A 19,863-nucleotide genomic window follows, 5' to 3' on the forward strand; every position below is an offset into this window, starting at 1 on the left:
GCGCTTACCCTTTTGCTTCTACTTGATCAGGCTTATAAATGCGAATGATCCAGATCATTGCGGCGATCAGGAAGAATGCACTCGGCGGGAGTAATAACAGACCGTTAGGCTGATACCAACCACCATCAGAAACCTTAGCTAAGATCTCGATGCCAAATAGTGAACCATTACCAAATAGTTCGCGTACAAAGCCAACACCCAATAAGATCACACCATAACCTAAACCGTTACCGATACCGTCCATGAAACTCATCATAGGCGGTGTCTTCATCGCATAAGCTTCGGCACGGCCCATCACAATACAGTTAGTAATGATAAGACCAACGAATACCGACAGTTGCTTTGACACATCATATGCATAAGCCTGCAACACCTGATCGACCACGATTACCAATGAGGCAATGATAGTCATCTGCACAATAATACGTACACTACTAGGAATGTGATTACGTAGCATTGAGATGAACAGGTTAGAAAAAGCCGTTACAGCAGTCAGTGCGATAGTCATTACCAATGCAGTTTCCAGCTTACTGGTTACTGCTAATGCACTACACACACCCAAGATCTGCAGGGCAATAGGGTTATTCGCTACTATCGGTCCAGACAGGACCTGCTTTAGTTCTTTAGCGTTAGCCATTAGCTCAGCCCTCCTTTACGGACTTTCTCGATGAAGTGAGCAAATCCTTCCTCACCCAACCAGAAATCCAGAGAGTGTTGCACACCATTACTGGTCAATGTAGCACCAGATAGTGCATCTACACCGTGGACAGAAGCCGCTATGACTGGGTTTTTAGTGACCTTAATCGCTAAATTACCTTGTTCATCATAAAGCTTCTTACCATGCCATTTAGCCATCCAGATAGGGTTCTGAACTTCACCACCCAGACCCGGAGTTTCACCCGAACCTGTGAATGAGTAATAAACCAAACTCTGAATCGTATTCATGTCAGGGTCAATCGCCAGGAAAGCATACATGGTAGACCAAAGGCCATAGCCCTTGATTGGCAAGATAAGCGTCTTAGGCTGACCTTGCTCGTCGTTAACCACATAGACAACCGCAGTATTAGCTACACGGTTAACCGAGGCGATATCATGCTTAGGAATAAAGGCATTAGCTGGATCGCGAGATGCTTTATCAGCATCGAAGCTATCTGCATCACCTTCTACCCAATCACCGCTCTTAAGGTCGACAAGCTTAGCCACAACAAACTTCTTGTACTTAAGCTGTACGTCTTGCTTAGAAACAGACGCAGACTTAGTATCAATAATGCCTGCAGCTTCAAGAATATATTTCTGCTTATCCAGCAGTTTATTCTCTATCTGAATAGGCCTTAGCATGACGGCAGCTGTCGATACAAAAATAGAGCAGACAAAGCATAAACCGACAACGACAAAGAGGGTTCTACCAAAAGAATCTTTGTTACTAGCCACGTGCAATCCTCCGCTTGATGTTTGCCTGAACCACAAAGTGATCGAACAGTGGGGCAAACAAGTTGGCGAATAAGATAGCCAACATCATACCTTCTGGGAACGCTGGGTTAATGACGCGAATAAACACCGCCATAGCACCAATCAAGATCCCGTAAGCCCATTTTGCCGAGTTAGTGAACGAAGCCGATACAGGATCGGTCGCCATAAACATCATACCGAAGGCGAAACCACCTAGCACTAGATGCCAGTACCAAGGCATAGCAAACATTGGGTTAGTGTCACTACCAATGAAGTTCAACAGGTAAGAGACGGCAATCATACCCGCCATCACACCGGCAACGATGCGCCATGATGCAATACGAGCGTAGATAATAACCGCGCCACCCAACAAGAGAGCAAGGGTAGAAACTTCACCGACAGAACCAGGAATGAAACCTAGGAAAGCATCCCACCAATTCTGGTTGAATCCGTATTCTAGTGTGCCTTGAGCCGCTTGACTCAGTGCCGTAGCACCAGAGTAACCGTCTGCTGCAACCCAAGAGGTGTCACCAGACATGCTTAGCGGATAAGCGAAGAATAGGAAAGCACGACCAGCCAGTGCAGGGTTGAGGAAGTTACGTCCCGTACCACCGAAGATCTCTTTGGCAACGACCACACCGAAGGTGATACCTAAGGCAACCATCCACAAAGGAATCGTAGCGGGTAGGGTCAGCGCAAACAGCACCGAAGTAACAAAGAAACCTTCGTTAACTTCATGGCCGCGTACCGACGCAAACAAGACTTCCCAGATACCACCAACGGCGAATGTCACCGCATAGATAGGCAGGAAGAAACAGGCGCCGTACCACAAAAGGGCCGCGATTCCCGAACTCTCATTAAGTTCAGTACCAAACATACCGAACAGGCTAACCTGCCAAACATCTGGTGTAGAAAAACCGGCAGCTATCGCGTCTTGAGCTTGCAAACCTACGTTATACATACCAACGAACATGGCTGGGAATGTACATGCCCACACCAAGATCATCATACGTTTCAGGTCTAAATTATCGCGAACATGGGTTGCGCCCTTGTTCACATGACCTGGGGTATAAAAAACCGTATATGCAGCTTCGAAAACGGCGTAAAATTTTTCGTATTTACCGCCCTTCTCAAACTGAGGTTCGATACCCTTAAAAAACTCTTTCAAACCCATTAGCCTTCCCTCACGATCGTATCTAAACAGTCACGTAAGTAAGTAGCATAATCATACTTACCCGGACATACGACAGTACATAATGCCAAATCTTCTTCGTCTAATTCCAAGGCACCTAAGGTAACGGCACCGTCAGTATCGCGTGACACTAAGTCGCGCAATAACATAGTAGGAAGAATATCCAGAGGCATCACTCGCTCATAGTTACCGATTGGCACCATAGCTCGATCCGACCCACCAGTACTCGTCGTCATGTTAAACAGACGTGAAGGTGATAGATGACCTAAGAAAGTACGAGTGATAGAGAACTTATTACTGCCAGGCATAGCCCAACCAATAAATTCCTGTTCTCTGCCTTCTTCAAGCAGTGATAACTGCTGATGGAAACGTCCCAAATAAGCATGAGGTCCAGTGGCTGTTCGTCCGCTCAAAACTGAGCCTGAAACAACACGAACGTCACCGTCTAAGGTTTCATTTGCAGTCAATTCTGCAGAAGAAGCACCTAGTTGAGTACGAACAAGTCTTGGCTTACTCGCCTTAGGACCAGCAATGGCTACCACACGTTGAGTGTTTAACTCACCGGTAATAAATAGCTGACCAATGGCAATGACATCTTGGTAACCCACATGCCAAACCGTTCTGTTAACCGATGCGGAGAGTAGGAAATGTATATGTGTACCGACGAGACCCGCAGGATGTTTACCTGCAAATTCTTCGACTTGAGCATTAGCAGCTGGAATATCGGCTCCAGGCGCCTTACACAAAAATACCTTACCTTTAGTCAATCTTGACAGGACCTTAAGTCCATTTTCAAAATCAGCTTTATGCGCACCGATAACCACTTCAGGGTCGGCAGCAAGAGGTTGAGTATCCATCGCGGTAACAAAGATGCCAGCAGCGGTAGAATCTACTGCAGGGGCCTTACTGAAAGGGCGAGTTCGCAAAGCCGTCCACAACCCTGATTCAATAAGGTTGTCTCGAACTAGTTGCGAATCCAACGACTCTAATTCTGCTGCAGCATATTTAGCAAAAGAGACACTATCATCTCCTTCGATATCTATGACGACTGACTGCAGAACACGTTGTGCGCCCCGGTTAATTTCTGAAATTGTGCCACAGGCTAAAGCAGTATATTTAACACCAAGGTTCTTCTTATCTTCAAAGATAACCTGGCCTTTCTTAACTTTATCACCCACTTTGATTTTCATCGTGGGGCGTAAGCCAATATACTCTTCACCCAAAGTAGCTACACGTTTAATGGCTGGGCCATCATGGACAACTTGCTCTGGTCCGCCTGCTATAGGCAGGTCCAATCCTTTCTTTATTGTAATCATATCCACAAGCACTACGTTATGAAGGAAAGATAATGCGCCGCGTTCCTGTTTAATTCGACAGGTTTTTAAACAAGGCTCACCTCGATGAGCCAGCGCAGATTTATCACGAAAATGAGACCGTAATCACACTGTTCGCGCGCATTTTACAGTAATTATCACTGTATCGCCATGAAAAATGTGGGTGTTTTAAAAGGATTGTGAATTTTTAAATTCGGCTAGGACTCACAATTTTTTAATTTATTTCTATCACACAATGGCCAATTCAAATGATCCCCTTATCAGGCAAGTGTATCGGCGTTTTTAAAATATCAAACAAAGCTTATTAAATATTGTTCCAGCTTCTTAGGAGCTAAAGGGACGATATTTATTCATTTGATCAAATTTGTGCTCGACCTCACATCACAAGTTTCATCTCAGAAGATAGATGGCTAATTGCCATGAGTCGAATTTAAGCCCAAAAAAAAGCGGCTAAGCCGCTTTTTTATCTGAGTTGGTATTACAAGCCTTTGAGGATGTCGTCACTGAGTTTCAGTTCATCGTTCTTATTCACACTGATCCCCGAGGCGATAATCATACGAGCAATACTCTTGGCCTGATCAAGAGAGTGCATATCATAAGTGCCACATTGAAATTCATTGAGTTCAGGGATTTCCGATTGCTTCGCCACTTTTAACACATCATTCATAGCCGCTAGCCAAGCCTCGGCCACGTCCGCCTCGGTAGGCGTTCCTATCAGGCTCATATAGAAACCAGTGCGACAGCCCATGGGAGAAATATCTATGATTTCAACTGAATCGCCATTGAGGTGATCACGCATAAAACCGGCGTAAAGGTGCTCTAAGGTATGTATACCCCGCTCACTTAAGATGTCTTTATTCGGCACACAGAAACGCAAATCGAATACTGTGATGCAGTCACCGCTAGGCGTCTTCATGGTTTTCGCCACACGAACGGCTGGGGCATGCATGCGAGTATGATCGACGGTAAAGCTATCTAATAATGGCATCTCTACTCTCCAAATTTGTAGGGCATGGATAAGGCTGAACCGCTTAAATATTTCGCCTCTTTTTTTCATTCTAGCATAAGATAATGACACTAGGACGAGTCTAAATAGTATGGAAAAACATATATAATTCAGTTAAGTAATACTGTGCGCATTACTAAGAAATCCTAAATCAAAACGAATATCTAAGCCATATAAGCTCTTTTAGAACTTATATGAAATTGATATCTTTGTTAAGCCAAGTGCTCATCAGTCACCCAATAGAGCCTTCGGCTACAGGCATATATAAAATGCTTGATAGACTCCCTCTCTAATGCTTAATGGATTTATACCATCTCAACACTAAAAAACACGGGCAACATATTGATAACATACTTGTCGAGATAGATAAACAAAAGCTTGTGCAGAGATAAAGGCTGCTGATTAAGGCTGGAACCATAGGTTTTGAGGGCTTTGAGACTATAGGAGTGGGCGGTAGGTATCTGGCTGTAAGGCCTAAGGCAGTAGGCAGTAGACAGTAGACAGTAGACAGTAGACAGTAGACAGTAGACAGTAGACAGTAGAGTAAGATGGGTGACTCAAGCTAAAAATAACATAGGGAGAGCTTCTCCCTATTCATTCATGCGTGCTTAGCCTTAGCCAGGATACTTCTATCCAAAACTAGAGATCTAGCTCTGTAGTTTGCTTAACTGCTAGCCTCTACAGTTTGGAGAATCAGGTACATTTGATTCCACAAGCCACTCTTCTGGAGTGAAAGTATGCATAGATAAGGCATGTAAGCCATTAGCAAACTCATCGGCTAGCGCCTCATTCACAGATCTATGTCTGCCGAGTAGGCGTTTACCCTCGAAAGCTTCACTGGTGATAATGACCTTAAAATGTGTCTCTGAATTCGGAGGCACGTGGTGATTGTTACTCTCGTTGATCACTTCCAGGTGACTAGGCGACAGGGCCGCGGTGAGTTTTTCGGTAATGAGTTGCTCTACTGACATAGGAATATTCTCAAACAAGCAAAATGCGATGGCGGCAGATTAATACCTAAGCCAAAAAAGATCAATGATTGCAATACTCCCCTAGCCTTTAAAAAGGGCACTGACCCCCCTATAAAACCCGAGACGAATAATGTTAATCAAAATAATGAGGCGTTACTTGTCTAAAAGTATAATTAATCCTAGTTTCCTCGACCTTCATTCTCTTAGGTAAAGCATGCTCCCACCTGTCTTGCATCGGCCAATGCATGATCAAGAGATCACCTGATTGCAGCGCAAAGGTTTGCTTCTCATGAGTGACCTTGTCTCTGAAAATAAAGTCTCGGGTCGCACCCAGTGTGATTGAAGCGATATCACTGCCAGCTAAAAATTCTGGCTCATCATCGCAGTGCCAACCCATGGACTCCTTGCCATCGGCGTAGCGATTAACAAGCACACCGTTAGACTGTAAGTTAAAATCCCGTTTGAGCTTCTGCCTTAGTCTGTCGGCATATTTAGGCCAGTAAAGCGCCTTGACCAGCAAGCCTGAATACCTGGTATCGCAGCCTGCATCTGCGAACCAAACTTGAGATCTGGGTATACGATGTCGTTTTCCATAGACTTGGATTTCGGGAGACTCAAATGGATAGCCTTGAACCTCTCTGAGTAGTGCCATCTGCTGGGCTGGTGCTAGATAGCCTTTAACCCAAGTTACCTGAGGGGCTGACCGCCTGCCTTTTAATAGCAGTGATTCAGTTTCAGGTTCTGCTTTAGTTTCAGAGCCGAGGAGCCCATTTAAGGCTAAACTTTGTTGCTTCATCACTTATTATAAACCTTAAGCAGTTATGAATGGAGCACTCGATAGCTATCTACTGATATCGCGAGTTATCGACAGTTATCAAGAGCTATCGACCATATATACCTCGACCACTAAATCTGCGATAATACGCGCCCTCATTTTATTGGTACAGTTTGACTTATGACAACTCAATTTTCAGTAGCAGATATCGAACTAGAATTACATCGTTATCCAAGTGAACAGGAATCCAACCTACAGGCGTGGGATGCTGCTGATGAGCACCTGATCAAGCATCTGACTGAAATTGAGCAGACTGCGGTAACCACGGCTATCATCAATGATAATTTCGGTGCTCTGACGGCTAGCCTTCTCTCTATGGACAGTCAATGGCCACTCCTATTAGAAACTGACGCCAAAACCAGTCAGTTAGGCACCCAGCAAAACTTAGCCAAGAATAAACTCAATAGCGAGAATATTCGTTGGGTTAATAGCCGTGAAGCACTGCCGAGTTCAGTTGAACTGGTATTGATGAAACTGCCAAAAAACCTGAGCTATTTCGCTCACCAGCTTAGCCGATTATCTCAAGTCTTACCTCAGGGCACTCAGGTACTCATTGGCGCAAAAGCAAAATCAATCAACAAGTCACTACTCGAAGTGTTTGCCAAAAATTTAGGCCCGGCAAGTGCCAGCCTGACCTGGAAGAAAACCCGAGTGATAACCTGCATCAGTGATGGCAAGGTTCGTTCCCTGCCACAAGGTGTCACTTGGTCTATTCCTGAGTTGAAGCTAGAGATCAGTAACCTAAGTAATGTCTTTGCTGCCAACAAGCTGGATATCGGCGCCCGCATCATGCTGGATAACATGCCTAAGGGTGACTTCACCTCTATCATAGATCTGGGTTGTGGCAATGGTGTGCTGGGTCTACATGCTAAGCAAGTTTTTCCAAAAGCTTATGTTCATTTTATCGATGACTCAGAAATGGCTGTCGAGTCGGCAAGACAAAACTGGTCACTCAACAATTTAGATACTACAGATCTCGTTGGCGAGCAGGCCACCTTCGGCTGGGATGACTGCTTAACCCATCTAAGCGAAGGCGTACGCCCGGACTTGATTCTGTGTAACCCACCTTTCCATCAAGGTGAAGCTATTACCGACCATATCGCCTGGCAGATGTTTCTTCAATCTTGGCGAGCACTGAAAAATGGCGGGATTTTGCATGTTGTAGGTAACCGTCATCTGGCTTATCACGTGAAACTACAGCGTATCTTTAAAAACTGCACCACTGTCGAGTCCAACGGTAAGTTTGTTATCTTACAGGCGCAGAAGATCAGCAAGAAAGCCGAGTCCCATGAAGATGAATACTTAGCGCCCAGCAGTGATGCCCCTGATAGCTCTCAACCGAGCGAGCCACACCCACAGAGTTCACTTTATGGTGCAAAGCGTTAAGCCGGATATGGGATAACAAATTCTAGCCACTTGGGTGACAACAAGTGGTTAAGAATCTTGCTAGCTTGGGTTATTCAGAAATACTGAGTACGACTCAATGTTTAACAGTAAAAAGTTAAATTCTCATACAAAATAGATGAATGTGCCTTGAGGAGGAATAACAAAAACGCAGCGTCAGCGAGCCTACATTTTCTCTATCCTTTCATCGATACAGTCACTTCCTCCCATATCAAACTCTCGGCAAATCCATGGTCGATATTCATAGATAGAACACATTAACGTATCTCTATCTAAAGCAGAGCACCAGCCATCATCTAATCGCAACATAGATTCATTCCCATGCATATCAACATAAATATGCTGATCAGGAACACCCGTCTCAGAAAGAATCATGACTTCTGAGCTACAACAGCATGCCTGACAGTTCGAACATGTGACTTCGGCAACTTGTATGTTTTTTACTATAATCGTCATAAACAGCAACAATAAATTCAATGACTAATAGGATACTCTAAACAAGAATTTTTCTCGAACTTATAGTGCAGAATAAAGCCATATATGGACGCTAATTATAACACTGGATTCTACAAATCAATTTGGCCCTTTGACGCCAATTAAAGAGCGGCCACTTCATCACGTTTCGCTATGCTGCTCAGCCAAACAAACCACTTAAAATCTAACTAGTGACTATAACCTCCCAACAGTATGATGCTTATTGATATTCACCGATGAAATACCATATAAACTTCATCTTCCTCTACTTTAGTGGCAATGAAACCTGCTTTTGTATAAGTGTTAATCGCACTTTGATTATCTTCAAATACTGTCAACATTAGTGAGTCATGATTTAATTCACTAAGGCTTATTTTTGCAAGGTAAAGAAGCCGAGAACCCACTCCCATCCCTCGATAGCCTGACTGTACATACATTTGCACAATTATAACTGGACCCGAATGTGAAGCCAGTAATCCACATAAGCCAACAAGTTTACCCCCGACAAAAGCCCCTAACATAAGAGCATCTATACTCCCTTGCTCTATTAATTTTTCAAAATGCAATTGTGGAATGTTAACTTCGTCTTCATAGTCGGCACCAAAACTATCAGGGTTAAGCCTTAAACTCTCCAGACGTAACTCACGATAATTTAAGCTATCCTTTGATATTAGAAGTCTACAATTAGCTGCCATACTTCCTCGTGAACGCTAACCTAATCGACGGCATTTCAGCCGTAGTTACTTTCGGTTTCGCTGCAAAAAAACGCGACAGATTTAGCCCTAGGATTAAGCTACTTAATAGTGTGATTCGACAGGTTAAGTCAAATCTCAAGATTAATCGATTCAAGCATTGTTTTGATTTTTAATGCCTTTTCAAAATGATCTAATTTATGAGTCATGATCCACCATTCTGCGGCTTCCATGAGTAATACGGGATCATCATTTTTATTAGCGAAAAAAGCATAAAATGACAAACCAACATTAGTTCCTTTTTTCTCTATTTTTTCATCACAAACTTGGATGATTTTCAGCCTAAGACTCTCTCTCATACAACTCTTCTATATTTCGATAATACCAACACAAGCACTAAGACGGATAGTACACCTAGGCCCATTAATGGGGCTGATAATAGTTTGCTAACATTGAGCCAAGCGAACAAGCCAGCATTTTTATTCATAGCCTTATTAGCTATACGCTGCCTTCTGATTCTATGACTAATATTCTAGCTTCGCCGATAGGATGTGCTACATGCTCAGTCCCAACTGAGGCGTAAAAAATATCACCAACATTTAATATTGTAGATTTCTCGTTTCCGTCTTGCTTATAAAACATTTCTACCACGCCATCTAGAATAACGAAGACTTCTTGTCCATCATTTATGTGCCATTTATAAGCTTGATCAGTCCAATGTAAACGAGTGCTTATCCCGTTCATATTCGCTATATCTTTAGCTCCCCAAGCACGAGTTGCTGTAAAATCTTTGCTTCTGATAATTTCCACGAAACCTCCTATTAAATGCAAAGCTTTAATCGCTCATGACGTCAGCTCAGCGCTGAGTTTAACTGGCGTTTTTTGCAAAACGAATGACAGTTTGACGAGTCCAATGCAGCAATTTGTTAAGCGCTGCTCACAATGCAAAATCTACCTTTAATAATGCCATCTAGTCACTAAATATCCTGTTGTATGCACTGAGTTCGATATTGATTTCGGTTGTTATTCACCCGAGTTAAAATAACGTTGGCGCCACCAGCTGGACTAGCAGGCACTTGTATTGCAAAGATATGATGACCAGTCCAACTACGGACAAAGTACACCCAGCCATCTTGGGAATACAGGGGCTAGCTAATAAGGTCAAATTTATCGACACACAGCCAATACCAAACTAGCTAGATGAAACCACAAAAATGCCGATAAGCTTCATTCGAAGCTTATCCTACTCTGGTGGCGAGAATAACAAGCTTGCCCTCTGCTTTAGCGTTAACCCTGGCGAAAACGCTTCCTTGAACATAGACCTCCATTCACTGAAAGTGACAATAAGCGGGTTGAAGCTGTTAATAGGTTTAGTGATGCCATACTCCACCGTTTCTTCCTCTTTAACATAAGTACCAAACATGCGATCCCAGATGATCAGCACGCCGGCATAGTTCTTATCTATATATTGAGGATTACGGCCGTGATGCACTCTATGGTGTGATGGTGTGTTGAATATCCACTCGATTGGACCTAAGGTTCTAACCGCCTGGGTATGCACAAAAAACTGTAGCCCCAGATTGAGTAAGACCACAAATACCACCCAGTTTGGATCGAAGCCTAGCACCACTAACGGCAGCCAAAATCCCCACATGCCCGCTAAGGGGTACATTAAGGATTGTCTAAATGCGGTACTAAAATTCATATTTTCCGAACTATGATGAGCTACATGGGCCGCCCACATCCAACGTATCCTGTGACTGGCACGGTGGAACCAGTAATAGCAGAAGTCCTGAGCTATCATGAGTAGCACAAAATTGATGGCATTCATCTCGATATCAAACAAGCGCCAGCCAAAAAACATCAGATAGAGTTTAGCGACCAGTAAACCGGTTAAGATATCCGCCCCTTGATGCATCCCTGCCAAACCAAAGTTACACAAGACTTCGGGAAGATGATAGCGGGCACTATGGGGTAACTTTTTCCGCCTGTCACCCAGATACCATTCCATTAAGATGCATGCAAAGAAGATAGGGGCTAGCACGAGAAGCAGCATCTCTGGGTGAGCGATCAGTGAACTAAATTCCATCAGATTTCCTTTCTCTTGTTCTTATTCTTATTTTCTCTAAAACTGATTGTGAATACTTATTGCTAATGCTGCCAAGCAAGGCTGAACCTGAGTATCCAAATACTCGCCACTCGGTAATGATGCCGGAGCTAATTTAGCTTCTACCAAAGGGCAAAGTGATCTTCGGTAAGGCCAAGTACCTTATGCAAGGTATGCTTGTTGCCTAAGTTATCAATTATCTGACCCGAATAGTGACCGACATACTGCCTGAAGTTACTCTTTAACAGCCAGAGGTTTAGTTTCTCTGAGCGGCAATTTCTGGGCTGAAAAGTCAGATCTATTTGGCCATTGTCGGAATAGATACGCCAACTTGCTACAGGCTTAGAGACAGGATTGCCATTCTCTCGGCTAAACTCGAAACGTACCGGACCTAGCAGGTGGCGCTCGCCATTGATCCAAAATACATTTTCGCAAGCGCCGGTCTCATTCACACCGGCGGCTAGATTCAAGCCTATGGTGCCATCTTGAGTATGGGCATTAATACTAGCCCAGCGCCAGCTAGTCTCACGACGCATATATCCAGCAGAAAAATCATATCCGGCTAACGCCTTATTGAGCGGCTGAGGCTCAGCATTAATCGTCAGTGTTCCCTTGGGTTTTAATCCATTATGTTTCTGGGTATAAGTCCAACCACTGTATCCCGTCGGAGTACAAAGTGAGATGGGCAGACTTAAGGGAGGTGATTCAAGCTCAAGTTTGGCCTCGATAGACTGAGTTGTAATAGCCAGATGCCACACACCCTCGCGCAAATTAAACTCTATGGTCCCCTTAGCGCTGCTGATCTTAGCGCAACCAGACATAGGAGAAGGTTCCATTCGATAGCCCATCCCCAGAGGTTTGAGCCAAGATGTTTCCGTTATTTGATTCTTACTGATGTCATAAAGATAGCAAAAAGCGCTGCCAATATAGCGAATATCGGCGATAGCGACACCTATAATATATCTAGGCGTAACCAGACTAACAAATTGAAACTGTTTAAAATGAAAGTGCTTGTTTAAAGATGAAGCAGGCTTATCCATCTCATTGAAATAAGCGAACCTCTCTAGCGCTAAGTCTGTTACTGGCCCATCAAAATAACCAAAAATAGGCTTACCTTGACTGTCCATAAGTTCCTTAGGCGCGGCCATTGTGACTAGCTTATTCACTACCTGGCTTGGACGAGTTTGCGCTAATCCCATTGAGCATTCCCTGTATAAAAATCGAACTTTTACTCTAACTTGATGGGATTCTAATTTANAGTCAAATTTTGGATTCATTTAGGTTTTAGTCGTTGAGCCGCTGACTAGCTGTGGCAAGCAAAATCATTTCTGGTATGCTGATGCCACCTAATTTTTGATATTACTAATTAAGAAAATCAGCCAATGAAACGTCTTATTCTATTGTTCACCGCATCAGTTTTACTGTCTGCCTGTGCCAATCATGCTCCCAGCCACATAGCCTTGCACCCACAAGTGCCCAAGGTACAACAGCAAACGAATTCTCGTCAGACACTAGCCATAGAGACAATAGATACTCGCTCAGCCAATTTCATCGTAAGATTTAACAATGGCGCTGATGCGGCAAAATTAGTCAGCCCCTCAGAAGCGCCCAGAAAACAGATGGATCGAGTCTTTCGAGCAGGATTTACCCAAGCGGGTTATCAAATCGATCCAAGCTCAGTTAAACATGTGCAGATTCAAGTAGAGCAGCTACTCACAGATGTGACAGAATCCACATTCAGTTTCGAAGCCAAGAGCAATATCATCATTAATATTATCGCAAAAAATAGTCGTCAGGTGCTAACCAAGCGTTACTCGGCTCGAGGCACATTATCCGGTCCTTTCAGTGCAGATTATGCCCAGTTAGAGCTTGAAATGAACAAGTTACTCGGACAACTCAGTAGCGAGATAATCAACGACCCTGAGCTTAATCAATTTATCCAACAATAATAGCTAACAAGCCAGCACCTAAGACAATGTAAAACTAACAGGGAAGCCCTATGTTTCGTAAAATTTGCACATTATTACTACTCACCATGACCGTGAGTATAAGTTCCTTGGCCATGGCCATAGATATTCAACCCAATACTCTGTATCCCAAAGTCGAGCTCGACACTAGCATGGGCACCATAGTGCTAGAGCTAGATAGAACCCGAGCCCCCATTACAGTGGATAACTTTCTCACTTATGTGGTCAAGGGTCATTATGACAATACCCTGTTCCACCGTGTTATCGCCGATTTTGTGGTGCAAGGCGGCGGACTCGACCTTAATCAAGAAGAGAAGCCCTATGATGCTCCTATCGTTAACGAATCGGGCAATGGACTGTCGAACAGCTTCGGCACTATAGCCATGGCAAGGGATAATGATCCTCATTCGGCCACCAGCCAATTCTATTTCAATGTTGCAGATAATAAACGCTTAGACCCATCATCGAGACGATGGGGATATGCCGTGTTTGGTGAAATCACCCAAGGCGAAGACGTGCTCGCCGCAATGGCTGGTGTGGCGACAGAACACAACAGCAAGCTTGACTGGCCTGACTTCCCTGTTAAAGACATCATTTTAAAGAAAGCGACACTTTTACCAAGAGACGAGTAAACAGAAAAGTATTCAAGCCGACAGCATAAGAACTAAGCAACTGAAAATATGAATAAACTTATTTAACATTTAAGTTTATTCAATGTTTTTCACAAGTTTCAGTCACACTTTTATATTTAGTCCTATACTGATTAAGTTGTAAATAAGGAGGCGATTTGATGACCCCAACTGAGTTCATCGATAATAAAGCGCCCCAGCTGGCCCAATATGGAAAAGCGTTTCTGAGTGATCAACTCGATTTTAATGAGGTCCAGCTATATCTATGGGACACCCTAGAAGAATGGCAACAGTTCAATCATCAGGGTGACGCGCAGTCAGACATGGAGAGAGTGTTCTGGCATCTACTGCATGCCTTTGACAAATGGCCCGATTGGATGATCCGCGGCAATCAATATCTGCGCAAGCAAATTGACGAATGTTGTGATTATCTTAATCTCGGTGGTCAGGTGCCAATGGGATGTGTAGGGATCAGACCTTGATCTACAGGTAAACTTGAAGCCTAAGCCCAAACTCTATGTTTGGGCTTTTCATTGCGTTTATGATTCCTTAAGCTAGTCATTTGAACTATTTGGTATTAAGCTAAGCCGATTAATACCTCTTAAGTTTCCCTATGTTATCTTCAGCCTCCTCCAAGCTTGACCAAGTCAAAGACGCTTTCTCGATTTACTGCCACAAACGCGTCTTAGTCTTGCTACTACTCGGTTTTTCAGCCGGTCTGCCCTTGATGCTAGTGTTCTCGACATTGTCATTCTGGTTAAGAGAATCGGGCATAGATAGAGCCGCCATAGGATATTTCAGCTGGATAGCCCTCGCCTATGGATTCAAGTGGGCCTGGTCCCCCCTGGTAGACAGACTCTCTCTGCCCATCTTAACCAAACTACTTGGACGCAGACGAGGCTGGATGCTATTTGCTCAAATACTCTTGGTTGGGGCTATTTTAGGCATGTCCTTCAGCGATCCGGTCAAAGATCTTGAGCGACTGGCTCTGTTTGCACTTATGGTCGCCTTTGCCTCTGCCACCCAAGATATCGTCATAGATGCCTTTAGAATCGAATCTGCACCAGAGAAGATGCAGGCGGCACTAGCTGCGGCCTACCAGGTTGGCTATCGCAGTGCGATGATCATTGCCACCGCAGGCGCATTAACCATTGCAGCTTGGGTCTCCCCTGGTAACGATGAATACAGTTTATTGTCCTGGCAAATGGCTTACATGATCATGGCAGGCCTAATGTCCGTAGGCATTTTGACCACTCTTTTTTGTAAAGAGCCCGACGTAGAGGTTAAGCAGGCCGACGAGCAAGAACAGCTCATCATGCAAGAGTTAAAGCAACGCTATCCTAAGGTTATAGCCAATATTTTATCTTGGTTATACACGGCCAGCGTGTTGCCATTTATGGACTTCTTTAAGCGATACGGACGCAATGCCATACTGATCTTATTGCTGATATCTTGTTATCGCATCTCAGATATTGTCATGGGGATCATGGCAAATGTATTTTATGTCGATATGGGCTTCAGTAAAACAGAGATAGCAACAATTAGTAAGGTTTATGGCCTGATAATGACCTTAGTCGGTGCTGGATTTGGCGGTTTATTGATAGCCAGATTTGGTACCATGAAGATACTCTTCGTCGGTGCATTACTGGTTGCTGTGACTAACTTACTCTTTGCCTGGCAAGCTGTCATTGGCTACAACGTGCCATTTTTGACCTTGGCCATTTCCATCGATAACTTCAGTGCTGGCATTGCCACTGCAGCCTTTATAGCCTACCTATCCAGCTTGACGAGCGCTGGATATAGTGCGACTCAATACGCGCTACTCTCATCCATCATGTTACTTTTCCCTAAATTTATCGCCGGATTCTCCGGAGTCTATGTCGATAATTTCGGTTATGTAAACTTCTTCATCGCCGCCAGTGCCATAGGCTTTCCAGTTCTACTCCTGGTGTATATTGTCGATAAACGCACCCGTCATGATGAGCTCAATAAGGTTAATGACGCCATGGAAGAAGAATCCGATGAGGCTTCGGTGACTAAGAATTAGCCTTGGCAGCTAGTATTTTATTTTCATCAAAAAACAAAAAGGCGCTTAAAGTGTTTGCTTTAAGCGCCTTATCTTAATCTTTCGAAAAAGTGAACCTCAGAGACTAGTCTCTGAAATTGTCAAACTGAAAAGGTTGACCTAAGTCTGCTTCACGAGCTAGTGCCATAACGGCCTGCAGATCATCACGTTTCTTGCCTGTTACTCGAACAGAATCGCCCTGAATTGAAGACTGAACTTTAATTTTACTGTCCTTTATCTTCTTAACTAACTTCTTAGCAATTAAGGTTTCTATTCCCTCTTTGAATCGTACTTTCAATGAGAAGGTTTTTCCGCTGTGAACCGCTTTTTCATCGACATCCATAGATCCAGGATCAACGTTACGCTTACTCATCTGCATGCGCAAAATATCGACCAATTGCAGGCACTGAAAGTCATCTTCAGCAGATAGCGTCACTATATGATCTTTATATTCGATGCTCGCTTCCTTGCCGCGAAAGTCGAAACGACTCTTAAGCTCACGTACCGAGTTATCGACCGCGTTACGTAATTCAACTTCATCGACTTCAGAAACTATATCCATTGATGGCATTTCAAGTGTCCTATTAGAATATTTTTAGTGGCGCTAGTTTACCGTATTTACGCTATTAAAGTTATTGATACTGGATGACCTCTTCCTATCAGTGTATTAATTCTGCTTAATAACATGCTGGAAAGGATAGTTTAATAGTGACAATCGGCCGTCATTTTTTTATGATAAAAAAAACCATCAGATATATATGAAATTTTGATATCTAAACAACATATTTTTAGGCTTAGCCTAGTCATAGCGGTAATAGTCATCAGCTACCTGGTATTTTCTAGGCCGCATTATCCTCAGCTGTTTTCGAATATGGATAAAGTGGGCCATCTTGGCAGCTTCTTTTGTTTATCTCTACTGACATATTTAGCGTTTAAGCCTAAGTGGTACTTGCTTACAGCTACGCTGTCGGTTTATGCCATCTTCATTGAACTGGTGCAATCTAGGCTGCCCTATCGCAGCGCCTCTGTGGCCGACTTTATTGCCGATATGGCAGGTATTTTACTTTTCTATTTTTGTCTTTGGAGTTATAAGCGCTACTTTAGTGCCACTAAGGTCACCGAATCCCGCTAACCTTTAATAAGAGCGAATCATGCCCCAAAACTCGGCCATAACTCCTATGTGTAACCCATCTATAGCCATCCTTGGCGCTGGCGCCATCGGACAACTGATTTATCATCAGCTAGTAAAGGCCGAACTAGCCCCCTATTTTATTACTCGGGGAAAGACCTCAGGCCAAGAGGTGCTCACCCTGACCCATTTAAATGGTCAAGTGACACAGTCCACCGCAGAGCTCCATTGTATAGCGTCATCAGACACATATAAAAGTGAGTGCCTACTATTGAGCAATACACGATTACTCATCGTCTGTGTAAAATCCTATCAGGTCCTTGATGCAATAAAATCTGCCATATCACAACTTCCCAAGAGCTGTCACATACTGCTGCTTCACAATGGTTTAGGTCCTCACCTTGAAGTGGAACCCTTGCTCCAAGGCAGAGGCTTGAGTTTAGGCACTACCTCTCAGGGCGCATTTAGGCAAGACACTTGGCGGCTCAAACAAACTGGCACAGGAATAACTCAAATAGGTCACCTAAGCGGTCCATTGATGCCATCGGCTCTGAAGCTGAGCTTGCTTAGAGCGATTCCAGATAGTGAGTGGTGCACACCAATTTTGCCGTATCTTTGGCAAAAACTTGCGATTAATGCGGCAATAAACCCGCTTACAGCAATAGAAAACTGCCCCAATGGCGCCCTCGCAGCACCCAAATATAAGCAAGAAATTGACGATATAGTCACTGAACTGGTCGATGTCGCTATGGCTACAGGAATAGAACTGGACAAGTTAGCACTCACCAACCGAGTGTACAGTGTTATCGAGCTCACCAGTGCCAACTTCTCCTCCATGCATCAAGATGTGACGAATAAACGACGAACCGAGATAGACAGCATCAACGGTTATATCCTAGCCAGAGCTAAGGAATATGGGCTAACCACTAAGGTTAACCTTTCACTCGTTAAACGCATAAAATCAATCGAAGCTAGTTACCTAAATTAGGCCCATTTTTCAGCAGATGCCCTGTCCTACAGAGTAAGTGAAAGCGACTTGCAAAAGGCAGTAATTCATTTTTGAGTCTACTATTAGGTCAACAACAGTAGACTGAAAACAATGGATTAGTTTATGCAAAGAGAGCAGTGGAACTCGCGAGTGGGCTTTATTCTCGCCGCAGTGGGCTCCGCCATCGGCCTTGGCAATATTTGGCGCTTTCCCTACATGGCCTATGAGAATGGCGGCGGAGCATTCTTCATCCCTTATCTGTTCGCCATGATATCTGCCGGTATTCCCTTCATGATCATGGAGTTTAGCCTAGGCCATAGACTGAGAGGCGCGGCCCCTAAAGTATTTGCCAAGCTTGGGCAGAATTATGGGCTAAGACTGGAGTGGCTTGGTTGGTTCCAGGTCTTTATCGCCGCCATTATTGCTATCTACTATGTGGCTATTATCGGCTGGGCAATCTCGTTTCTCGGCTTTTCATTTACCCAGAGCTGGGGCGCCGATACCAATGCCTTCTTCTTCGAAGAGTATTTACAGTTAGGCGATAACACCCCCTCAAAACTGGGTCAGTTTCAACTGCATATTGCCATCCCTATGGCCATTGCCTGGTCTATTACCTCCCTCGTCATTTTCACTGGGATCAGGGGCGGAATTGAACGAGCCAGCAAAATCATGATGCCTTTACTCTTTATTATGGTGTTAACTCTCATTGGACGCATAATCTTTCTCCCCGGCGCTCTAGAAGGCTTAAATTATCTGTTTGAACCGGACTTTAGTAAGATTTTCGATGCTAAGATCTGGTCAGCTGCCTACGGACAGATATTTTTCACTCTGAGCGTCGGCTTTGCCATCATGCTGGCTTACTCTAGCTATCTGCCTGAGAAATCAGACATTACTAATAATGCCTTCATGACGGTATTAATTAATTGTGGCTTCTCAATCATGGCGGGGATAATGATTTTTGGTGTCTTAGGTTATATGGCTCAGGAGCAAGGCAAGGCGCTAACCGAAGTCGTATCTTCAGGGGTGGGACTAGCCTTCGTCACTATACCCGCTGCCATCAATTTACTGCCCGCTCCCTATATATTTGGGCCACTCTTCTTTCTTGCCTTAGTGGTTGCGGGTTTGAGTTCCCACATCTCCATCATAGAAGCCGTCACCTCTGCTGTGATGGACAAGTTAACACTAGCCCGTAAACCTGCTGCATCCTTGGTTTGCGGCAGCGGCTTCCTTATCTCCATGACTTTTGCGACTAACGGTGGCTTACTGCTTCTCGACCTGGTTGATTACTTTATTAACAATGTTGCCTTGCTTTTCAGCTGTTTTATCGAGCTTATCATTCTGGCCTGGTTGTTTAAGATCGCCGACATTAGGGATTATGCCAATCGCTTGTCTGATTTTACCGTGGGAAGATGGTTCGATCTGTGTCTACGATTTCTGAGCCCAGCTATGCTCGCCATCATCTTAGTAAAAAACCTCATCAATACTGTCACCCAAGGTTATGGTGACTACCCCATGAAAGATCAACTCATCTTAGGTTGGGGGCTCATCTTGGCAATGTTGGTTATCTCATTAATCATCAACTTACTCACGACGAACAAGGAAGACCAGCTATGACCAGCGG

Annotated in this window: 22 protein-coding genes; 8 read left to right on the forward strand and 14 right to left on the reverse strand. The window is 44.0% G+C overall.

Features of this window, described 5'->3' with window-relative positions; translation table 11 throughout:
- Window positions 1-4: 4 nt before the first annotated feature.
- The 7 genes from SVI_RS15740 to SVI_RS15770 all read right to left on the reverse strand — a co-directional run bounded on the left by SVI_RS15740 (window position 5) and on the right by SVI_RS15770 (window position 6,748).
- Window positions 5-637 (reverse strand): NADH:ubiquinone reductase (Na(+)-transporting) subunit D, encoded by a 633-nt coding sequence (locus SVI_RS15740; protein WP_013052603.1) that lies wholly within the window; start codon window positions 635-637, stop codon window positions 5-7.
- Window positions 637-1,431: a Na(+)-translocating NADH-quinone reductase subunit C gene (locus tag SVI_RS15745; protein ID WP_013052604.1), complete on the reverse strand. Its 795-nt coding sequence runs from the start codon at window positions 1,429-1,431 to the stop codon at window positions 637-639. The genes SVI_RS15740 and SVI_RS15745 overlap by 1 nt, the downstream gene beginning before the upstream one ends.
- Window positions 1,424-2,623, reverse strand: a complete 1,200-nt coding sequence (locus SVI_RS15750) for an NADH:ubiquinone reductase (Na(+)-transporting) subunit B (protein WP_013052605.1) — start codon at window positions 2,621-2,623, stop codon at window positions 1,424-1,426. Before SVI_RS15750 ends, SVI_RS15745 begins: the two co-directional genes overlap by 8 nt.
- Complete coding sequence (locus SVI_RS15755; RefSeq protein ID WP_013052606.1) at window positions 2,623-3,957, reverse strand: Na(+)-translocating NADH-quinone reductase subunit A; 1,335 nt, start codon at window positions 3,955-3,957, stop codon at window positions 2,623-2,625. Before SVI_RS15755 ends, SVI_RS15750 begins: the two co-directional genes overlap by 1 nt.
- A 496-nt stretch (window positions 3,958-4,453) precedes the next feature.
- Window positions 4,454-4,963, reverse strand: coding sequence for an S-ribosylhomocysteine lyase (luxS, locus tag SVI_RS15760; protein ID WP_013052607.1), 510 nt, complete (start codon window positions 4,961-4,963; stop codon window positions 4,454-4,456).
- Between the two features lie 689 nt (window positions 4,964-5,652).
- The gene (locus SVI_RS15765) at window positions 5,653-5,952 is read right to left on the reverse strand and encodes a BolA family protein (protein ID WP_013052608.1); all 300 of its coding nucleotides are present in this window, start codon (window positions 5,950-5,952) and stop codon (window positions 5,653-5,655) included.
- Between the two features lie 133 nt (window positions 5,953-6,085).
- On the reverse strand, window positions 6,086-6,748 hold the full coding sequence (locus tag SVI_RS15770) for an alpha-ketoglutarate-dependent dioxygenase AlkB family protein (protein WP_013052609.1): 663 nt from the start codon (window positions 6,746-6,748) through the stop codon (window positions 6,086-6,088).
- A 159-nt stretch (window positions 6,749-6,907) separates the two neighbouring features.
- Between SVI_RS15770 and SVI_RS15775 the strand changes: the two genes are divergently transcribed.
- Window positions 6,908-8,173 (forward strand): methyltransferase, encoded by a 1,266-nt coding sequence (locus SVI_RS15775; RefSeq protein WP_013052610.1) that lies wholly within the window; start codon window positions 6,908-6,910, stop codon window positions 8,171-8,173.
- A 183-nt stretch (window positions 8,174-8,356) separates the two neighbouring features.
- Here the strand turns inward: SVI_RS15775 and SVI_RS21170 are convergent, their stop codons facing one another.
- The 6 genes from SVI_RS21170 to SVI_RS15800 form a co-directional block, all read right to left on the reverse strand.
- Complete coding sequence (locus tag SVI_RS21170) at window positions 8,357-8,647, reverse strand: YkgJ family cysteine cluster protein (RefSeq protein ID WP_083779911.1); 291 nt, start codon at window positions 8,645-8,647, stop codon at window positions 8,357-8,359.
- Between the two features lie 248 nt (window positions 8,648-8,895).
- Window positions 8,896-9,360, reverse strand: a complete 465-nt coding sequence (locus tag SVI_RS15780) for a GNAT family N-acetyltransferase (protein ID WP_013052612.1) — start codon at window positions 9,358-9,360, stop codon at window positions 8,896-8,898.
- A gap of 128 nt (window positions 9,361-9,488) precedes the next feature.
- Window positions 9,489-9,716: a DUF6500 family protein gene (locus SVI_RS15785; protein WP_013052613.1), complete on the reverse strand. Its 228-nt coding sequence runs from the start codon at window positions 9,714-9,716 to the stop codon at window positions 9,489-9,491.
- 139 nt (window positions 9,717-9,855) lie between these two features.
- Window positions 9,856-10,167 (reverse strand): cupin domain-containing protein, encoded by a 312-nt coding sequence (locus SVI_RS15790; protein WP_013052615.1) that lies wholly within the window; start codon window positions 10,165-10,167, stop codon window positions 9,856-9,858.
- Between the two features lie 433 nt (window positions 10,168-10,600).
- A complete protein-coding gene (locus SVI_RS15795; protein ID WP_013052616.1) occupies window positions 10,601-11,446 on the reverse strand; it encodes a sterol desaturase family protein in 846 nt (281 codons plus the stop codon).
- Window positions 11,447-11,586: 140 nt separating this feature from the next.
- Window positions 11,587-12,663, reverse strand: a complete 1,077-nt coding sequence (locus SVI_RS15800; RefSeq protein ID WP_013052617.1) for a DUF2804 domain-containing protein — start codon at window positions 12,661-12,663, stop codon at window positions 11,587-11,589.
- Between the two features lie 183 nt (window positions 12,664-12,846).
- On the opposite strand from SVI_RS15800, the gene SVI_RS15805 reads away from it, so the two are divergent.
- From SVI_RS15805 to SVI_RS15820, 4 genes are all read left to right on the forward strand, one after another.
- Window positions 12,847-13,413, forward strand: coding sequence for a YajG family lipoprotein (locus SVI_RS15805; RefSeq protein WP_013052618.1), 567 nt, complete (start codon window positions 12,847-12,849; stop codon window positions 13,411-13,413).
- A 50-nt stretch (window positions 13,414-13,463) separates the two neighbouring features.
- Window positions 13,464-14,063: a peptidylprolyl isomerase gene (locus SVI_RS15810; RefSeq protein WP_013052619.1), complete on the forward strand. Its 600-nt coding sequence runs from the start codon at window positions 13,464-13,466 to the stop codon at window positions 14,061-14,063.
- A gap of 158 nt (window positions 14,064-14,221) precedes the next feature.
- Window positions 14,222-14,542 (forward strand): hypothetical protein, encoded by a 321-nt coding sequence (locus SVI_RS15815; RefSeq protein WP_041420020.1) that lies wholly within the window; start codon window positions 14,222-14,224, stop codon window positions 14,540-14,542.
- Window positions 14,543-14,673: 131 nt separating this feature from the next.
- Entirely contained in the window at window positions 14,674-16,107 is a 1,434-nt protein-coding gene (locus SVI_RS15820) for an AmpG family muropeptide MFS transporter (RefSeq protein ID WP_041420021.1), read from the forward strand.
- 103 nt (window positions 16,108-16,210) lie between these two features.
- Here the strand turns inward: SVI_RS15820 and SVI_RS15825 are convergent, their stop codons facing one another.
- Window positions 16,211-16,696, reverse strand: a complete 486-nt coding sequence (locus SVI_RS15825; RefSeq protein WP_013052622.1) for a YajQ family cyclic di-GMP-binding protein — start codon at window positions 16,694-16,696, stop codon at window positions 16,211-16,213.
- 195 nt (window positions 16,697-16,891) lie between these two features.
- On the opposite strand from SVI_RS15825, the gene SVI_RS15830 reads away from it, so the two are divergent.
- From SVI_RS15830 to SVI_RS15840, 3 genes are all read left to right on the forward strand, one after another.
- Entirely contained in the window at window positions 16,892-17,257 is a 366-nt protein-coding gene (locus SVI_RS15830) for a VanZ family protein (protein WP_041420022.1), read from the forward strand.
- 46 nt (window positions 17,258-17,303) lie between these two features.
- Window positions 17,304-18,242 (forward strand): ketopantoate reductase family protein, encoded by a 939-nt coding sequence (locus SVI_RS15835; RefSeq protein WP_013052624.1) that lies wholly within the window; start codon window positions 17,304-17,306, stop codon window positions 18,240-18,242.
- 123 nt (window positions 18,243-18,365) lie between these two features.
- Entirely contained in the window at window positions 18,366-19,856 is a 1,491-nt protein-coding gene (locus tag SVI_RS15840; protein WP_013052625.1) for a sodium-dependent transporter, read from the forward strand.
- Window positions 19,857-19,863 lie beyond the last annotated feature (7 nt).

Source organism: Shewanella violacea DSS12 (genome assembly GCF_000091325.1).
GTDB lineage: Bacteria > Pseudomonadota > Gammaproteobacteria > Enterobacterales > Shewanellaceae > Shewanella > Shewanella violacea.

Excerpts from the sequence above, each read along its gene's own strand:
- SVI_RS15780 (WP_013052612.1), bottom strand. The coding sequence starts at position 9,360 with ATGGCAGCTAATTGTAGACTTCTAATATCAAAGGATAGCTTAAATTAT.
- SVI_RS15770 (WP_013052609.1), bottom strand. The coding sequence starts at position 6,748 with ATGAAGCAACAAAGTTTAGCCTTAAATGGGCTCCTCGGCTCTGAAACT.
- luxS (WP_013052607.1), bottom strand. The coding sequence starts at position 4,963 with ATGCCATTATTAGATAGCTTTACCGTCGATCATACTCGCATGCATGCC.
- SVI_RS15825 (WP_013052622.1), bottom strand. The coding sequence starts at position 16,696 with ATGCCATCAATGGATATAGTTTCTGAAGTCGATGAAGTTGAATTACGT.
- SVI_RS15785 (WP_013052613.1), bottom strand. The coding sequence starts at position 9,716 with ATGAGAGAGAGTCTTAGGCTGAAAATCATCCAAGTTTGTGATGAAAAA.
- SVI_RS15750 (WP_013052605.1), bottom strand. The coding sequence starts at position 2,623 with ATGGGTTTGAAAGAGTTTTTTAAGGGTATCGAACCTCAGTTTGAGAAG.
- SVI_RS15775 (WP_013052610.1), top strand. The coding sequence starts at position 6,908 with ATGACAACTCAATTTTCAGTAGCAGATATCGAACTAGAATTACATCGT.
- SVI_RS15805 (WP_013052618.1), top strand. The coding sequence starts at position 12,847 with ATGAAACGTCTTATTCTATTGTTCACCGCATCAGTTTTACTGTCTGCC.
- SVI_RS15835 (WP_013052624.1), top strand. The coding sequence starts at position 17,304 with ATGTGTAACCCATCTATAGCCATCCTTGGCGCTGGCGCCATCGGACAA.
- SVI_RS21170 (WP_083779911.1), bottom strand. The coding sequence starts at position 8,647 with ATGACGATTATAGTAAAAAACATACAAGTTGCCGAAGTCACATGTTCG.
- SVI_RS15840 (WP_013052625.1), top strand. The coding sequence starts at position 18,366 with ATGCAAAGAGAGCAGTGGAACTCGCGAGTGGGCTTTATTCTCGCCGCA.
- SVI_RS15810 (WP_013052619.1), top strand. The coding sequence starts at position 13,464 with ATGTTTCGTAAAATTTGCACATTATTACTACTCACCATGACCGTGAGT.
- SVI_RS15795 (WP_013052616.1), bottom strand. The coding sequence starts at position 11,446 with ATGGAATTTAGTTCACTGATCGCTCACCCAGAGATGCTGCTTCTCGTG.
- SVI_RS15815 (WP_041420020.1), top strand. The coding sequence starts at position 14,222 with ATGACCCCAACTGAGTTCATCGATAATAAAGCGCCCCAGCTGGCCCAA.
- SVI_RS15820 (WP_041420021.1), top strand. The coding sequence starts at position 14,674 with ATGTTATCTTCAGCCTCCTCCAAGCTTGACCAAGTCAAAGACGCTTTC.
- SVI_RS15755 (WP_013052606.1), bottom strand. The coding sequence starts at position 3,957 with ATGATTACAATAAAGAAAGGATTGGACCTGCCTATAGCAGGCGGACCA.
- SVI_RS15765 (WP_013052608.1), bottom strand. The coding sequence starts at position 5,952 with ATGTCAGTAGAGCAACTCATTACCGAAAAACTCACCGCGGCCCTGTCG.
- SVI_RS15740 (WP_013052603.1), bottom strand. The coding sequence starts at position 637 with ATGGCTAACGCTAAAGAACTAAAGCAGGTCCTGTCTGGACCGATAGTA.
- SVI_RS15800 (WP_013052617.1), bottom strand. The coding sequence starts at position 12,663 with ATGGGATTAGCGCAAACTCGTCCAAGCCAGGTAGTGAATAAGCTAGTC.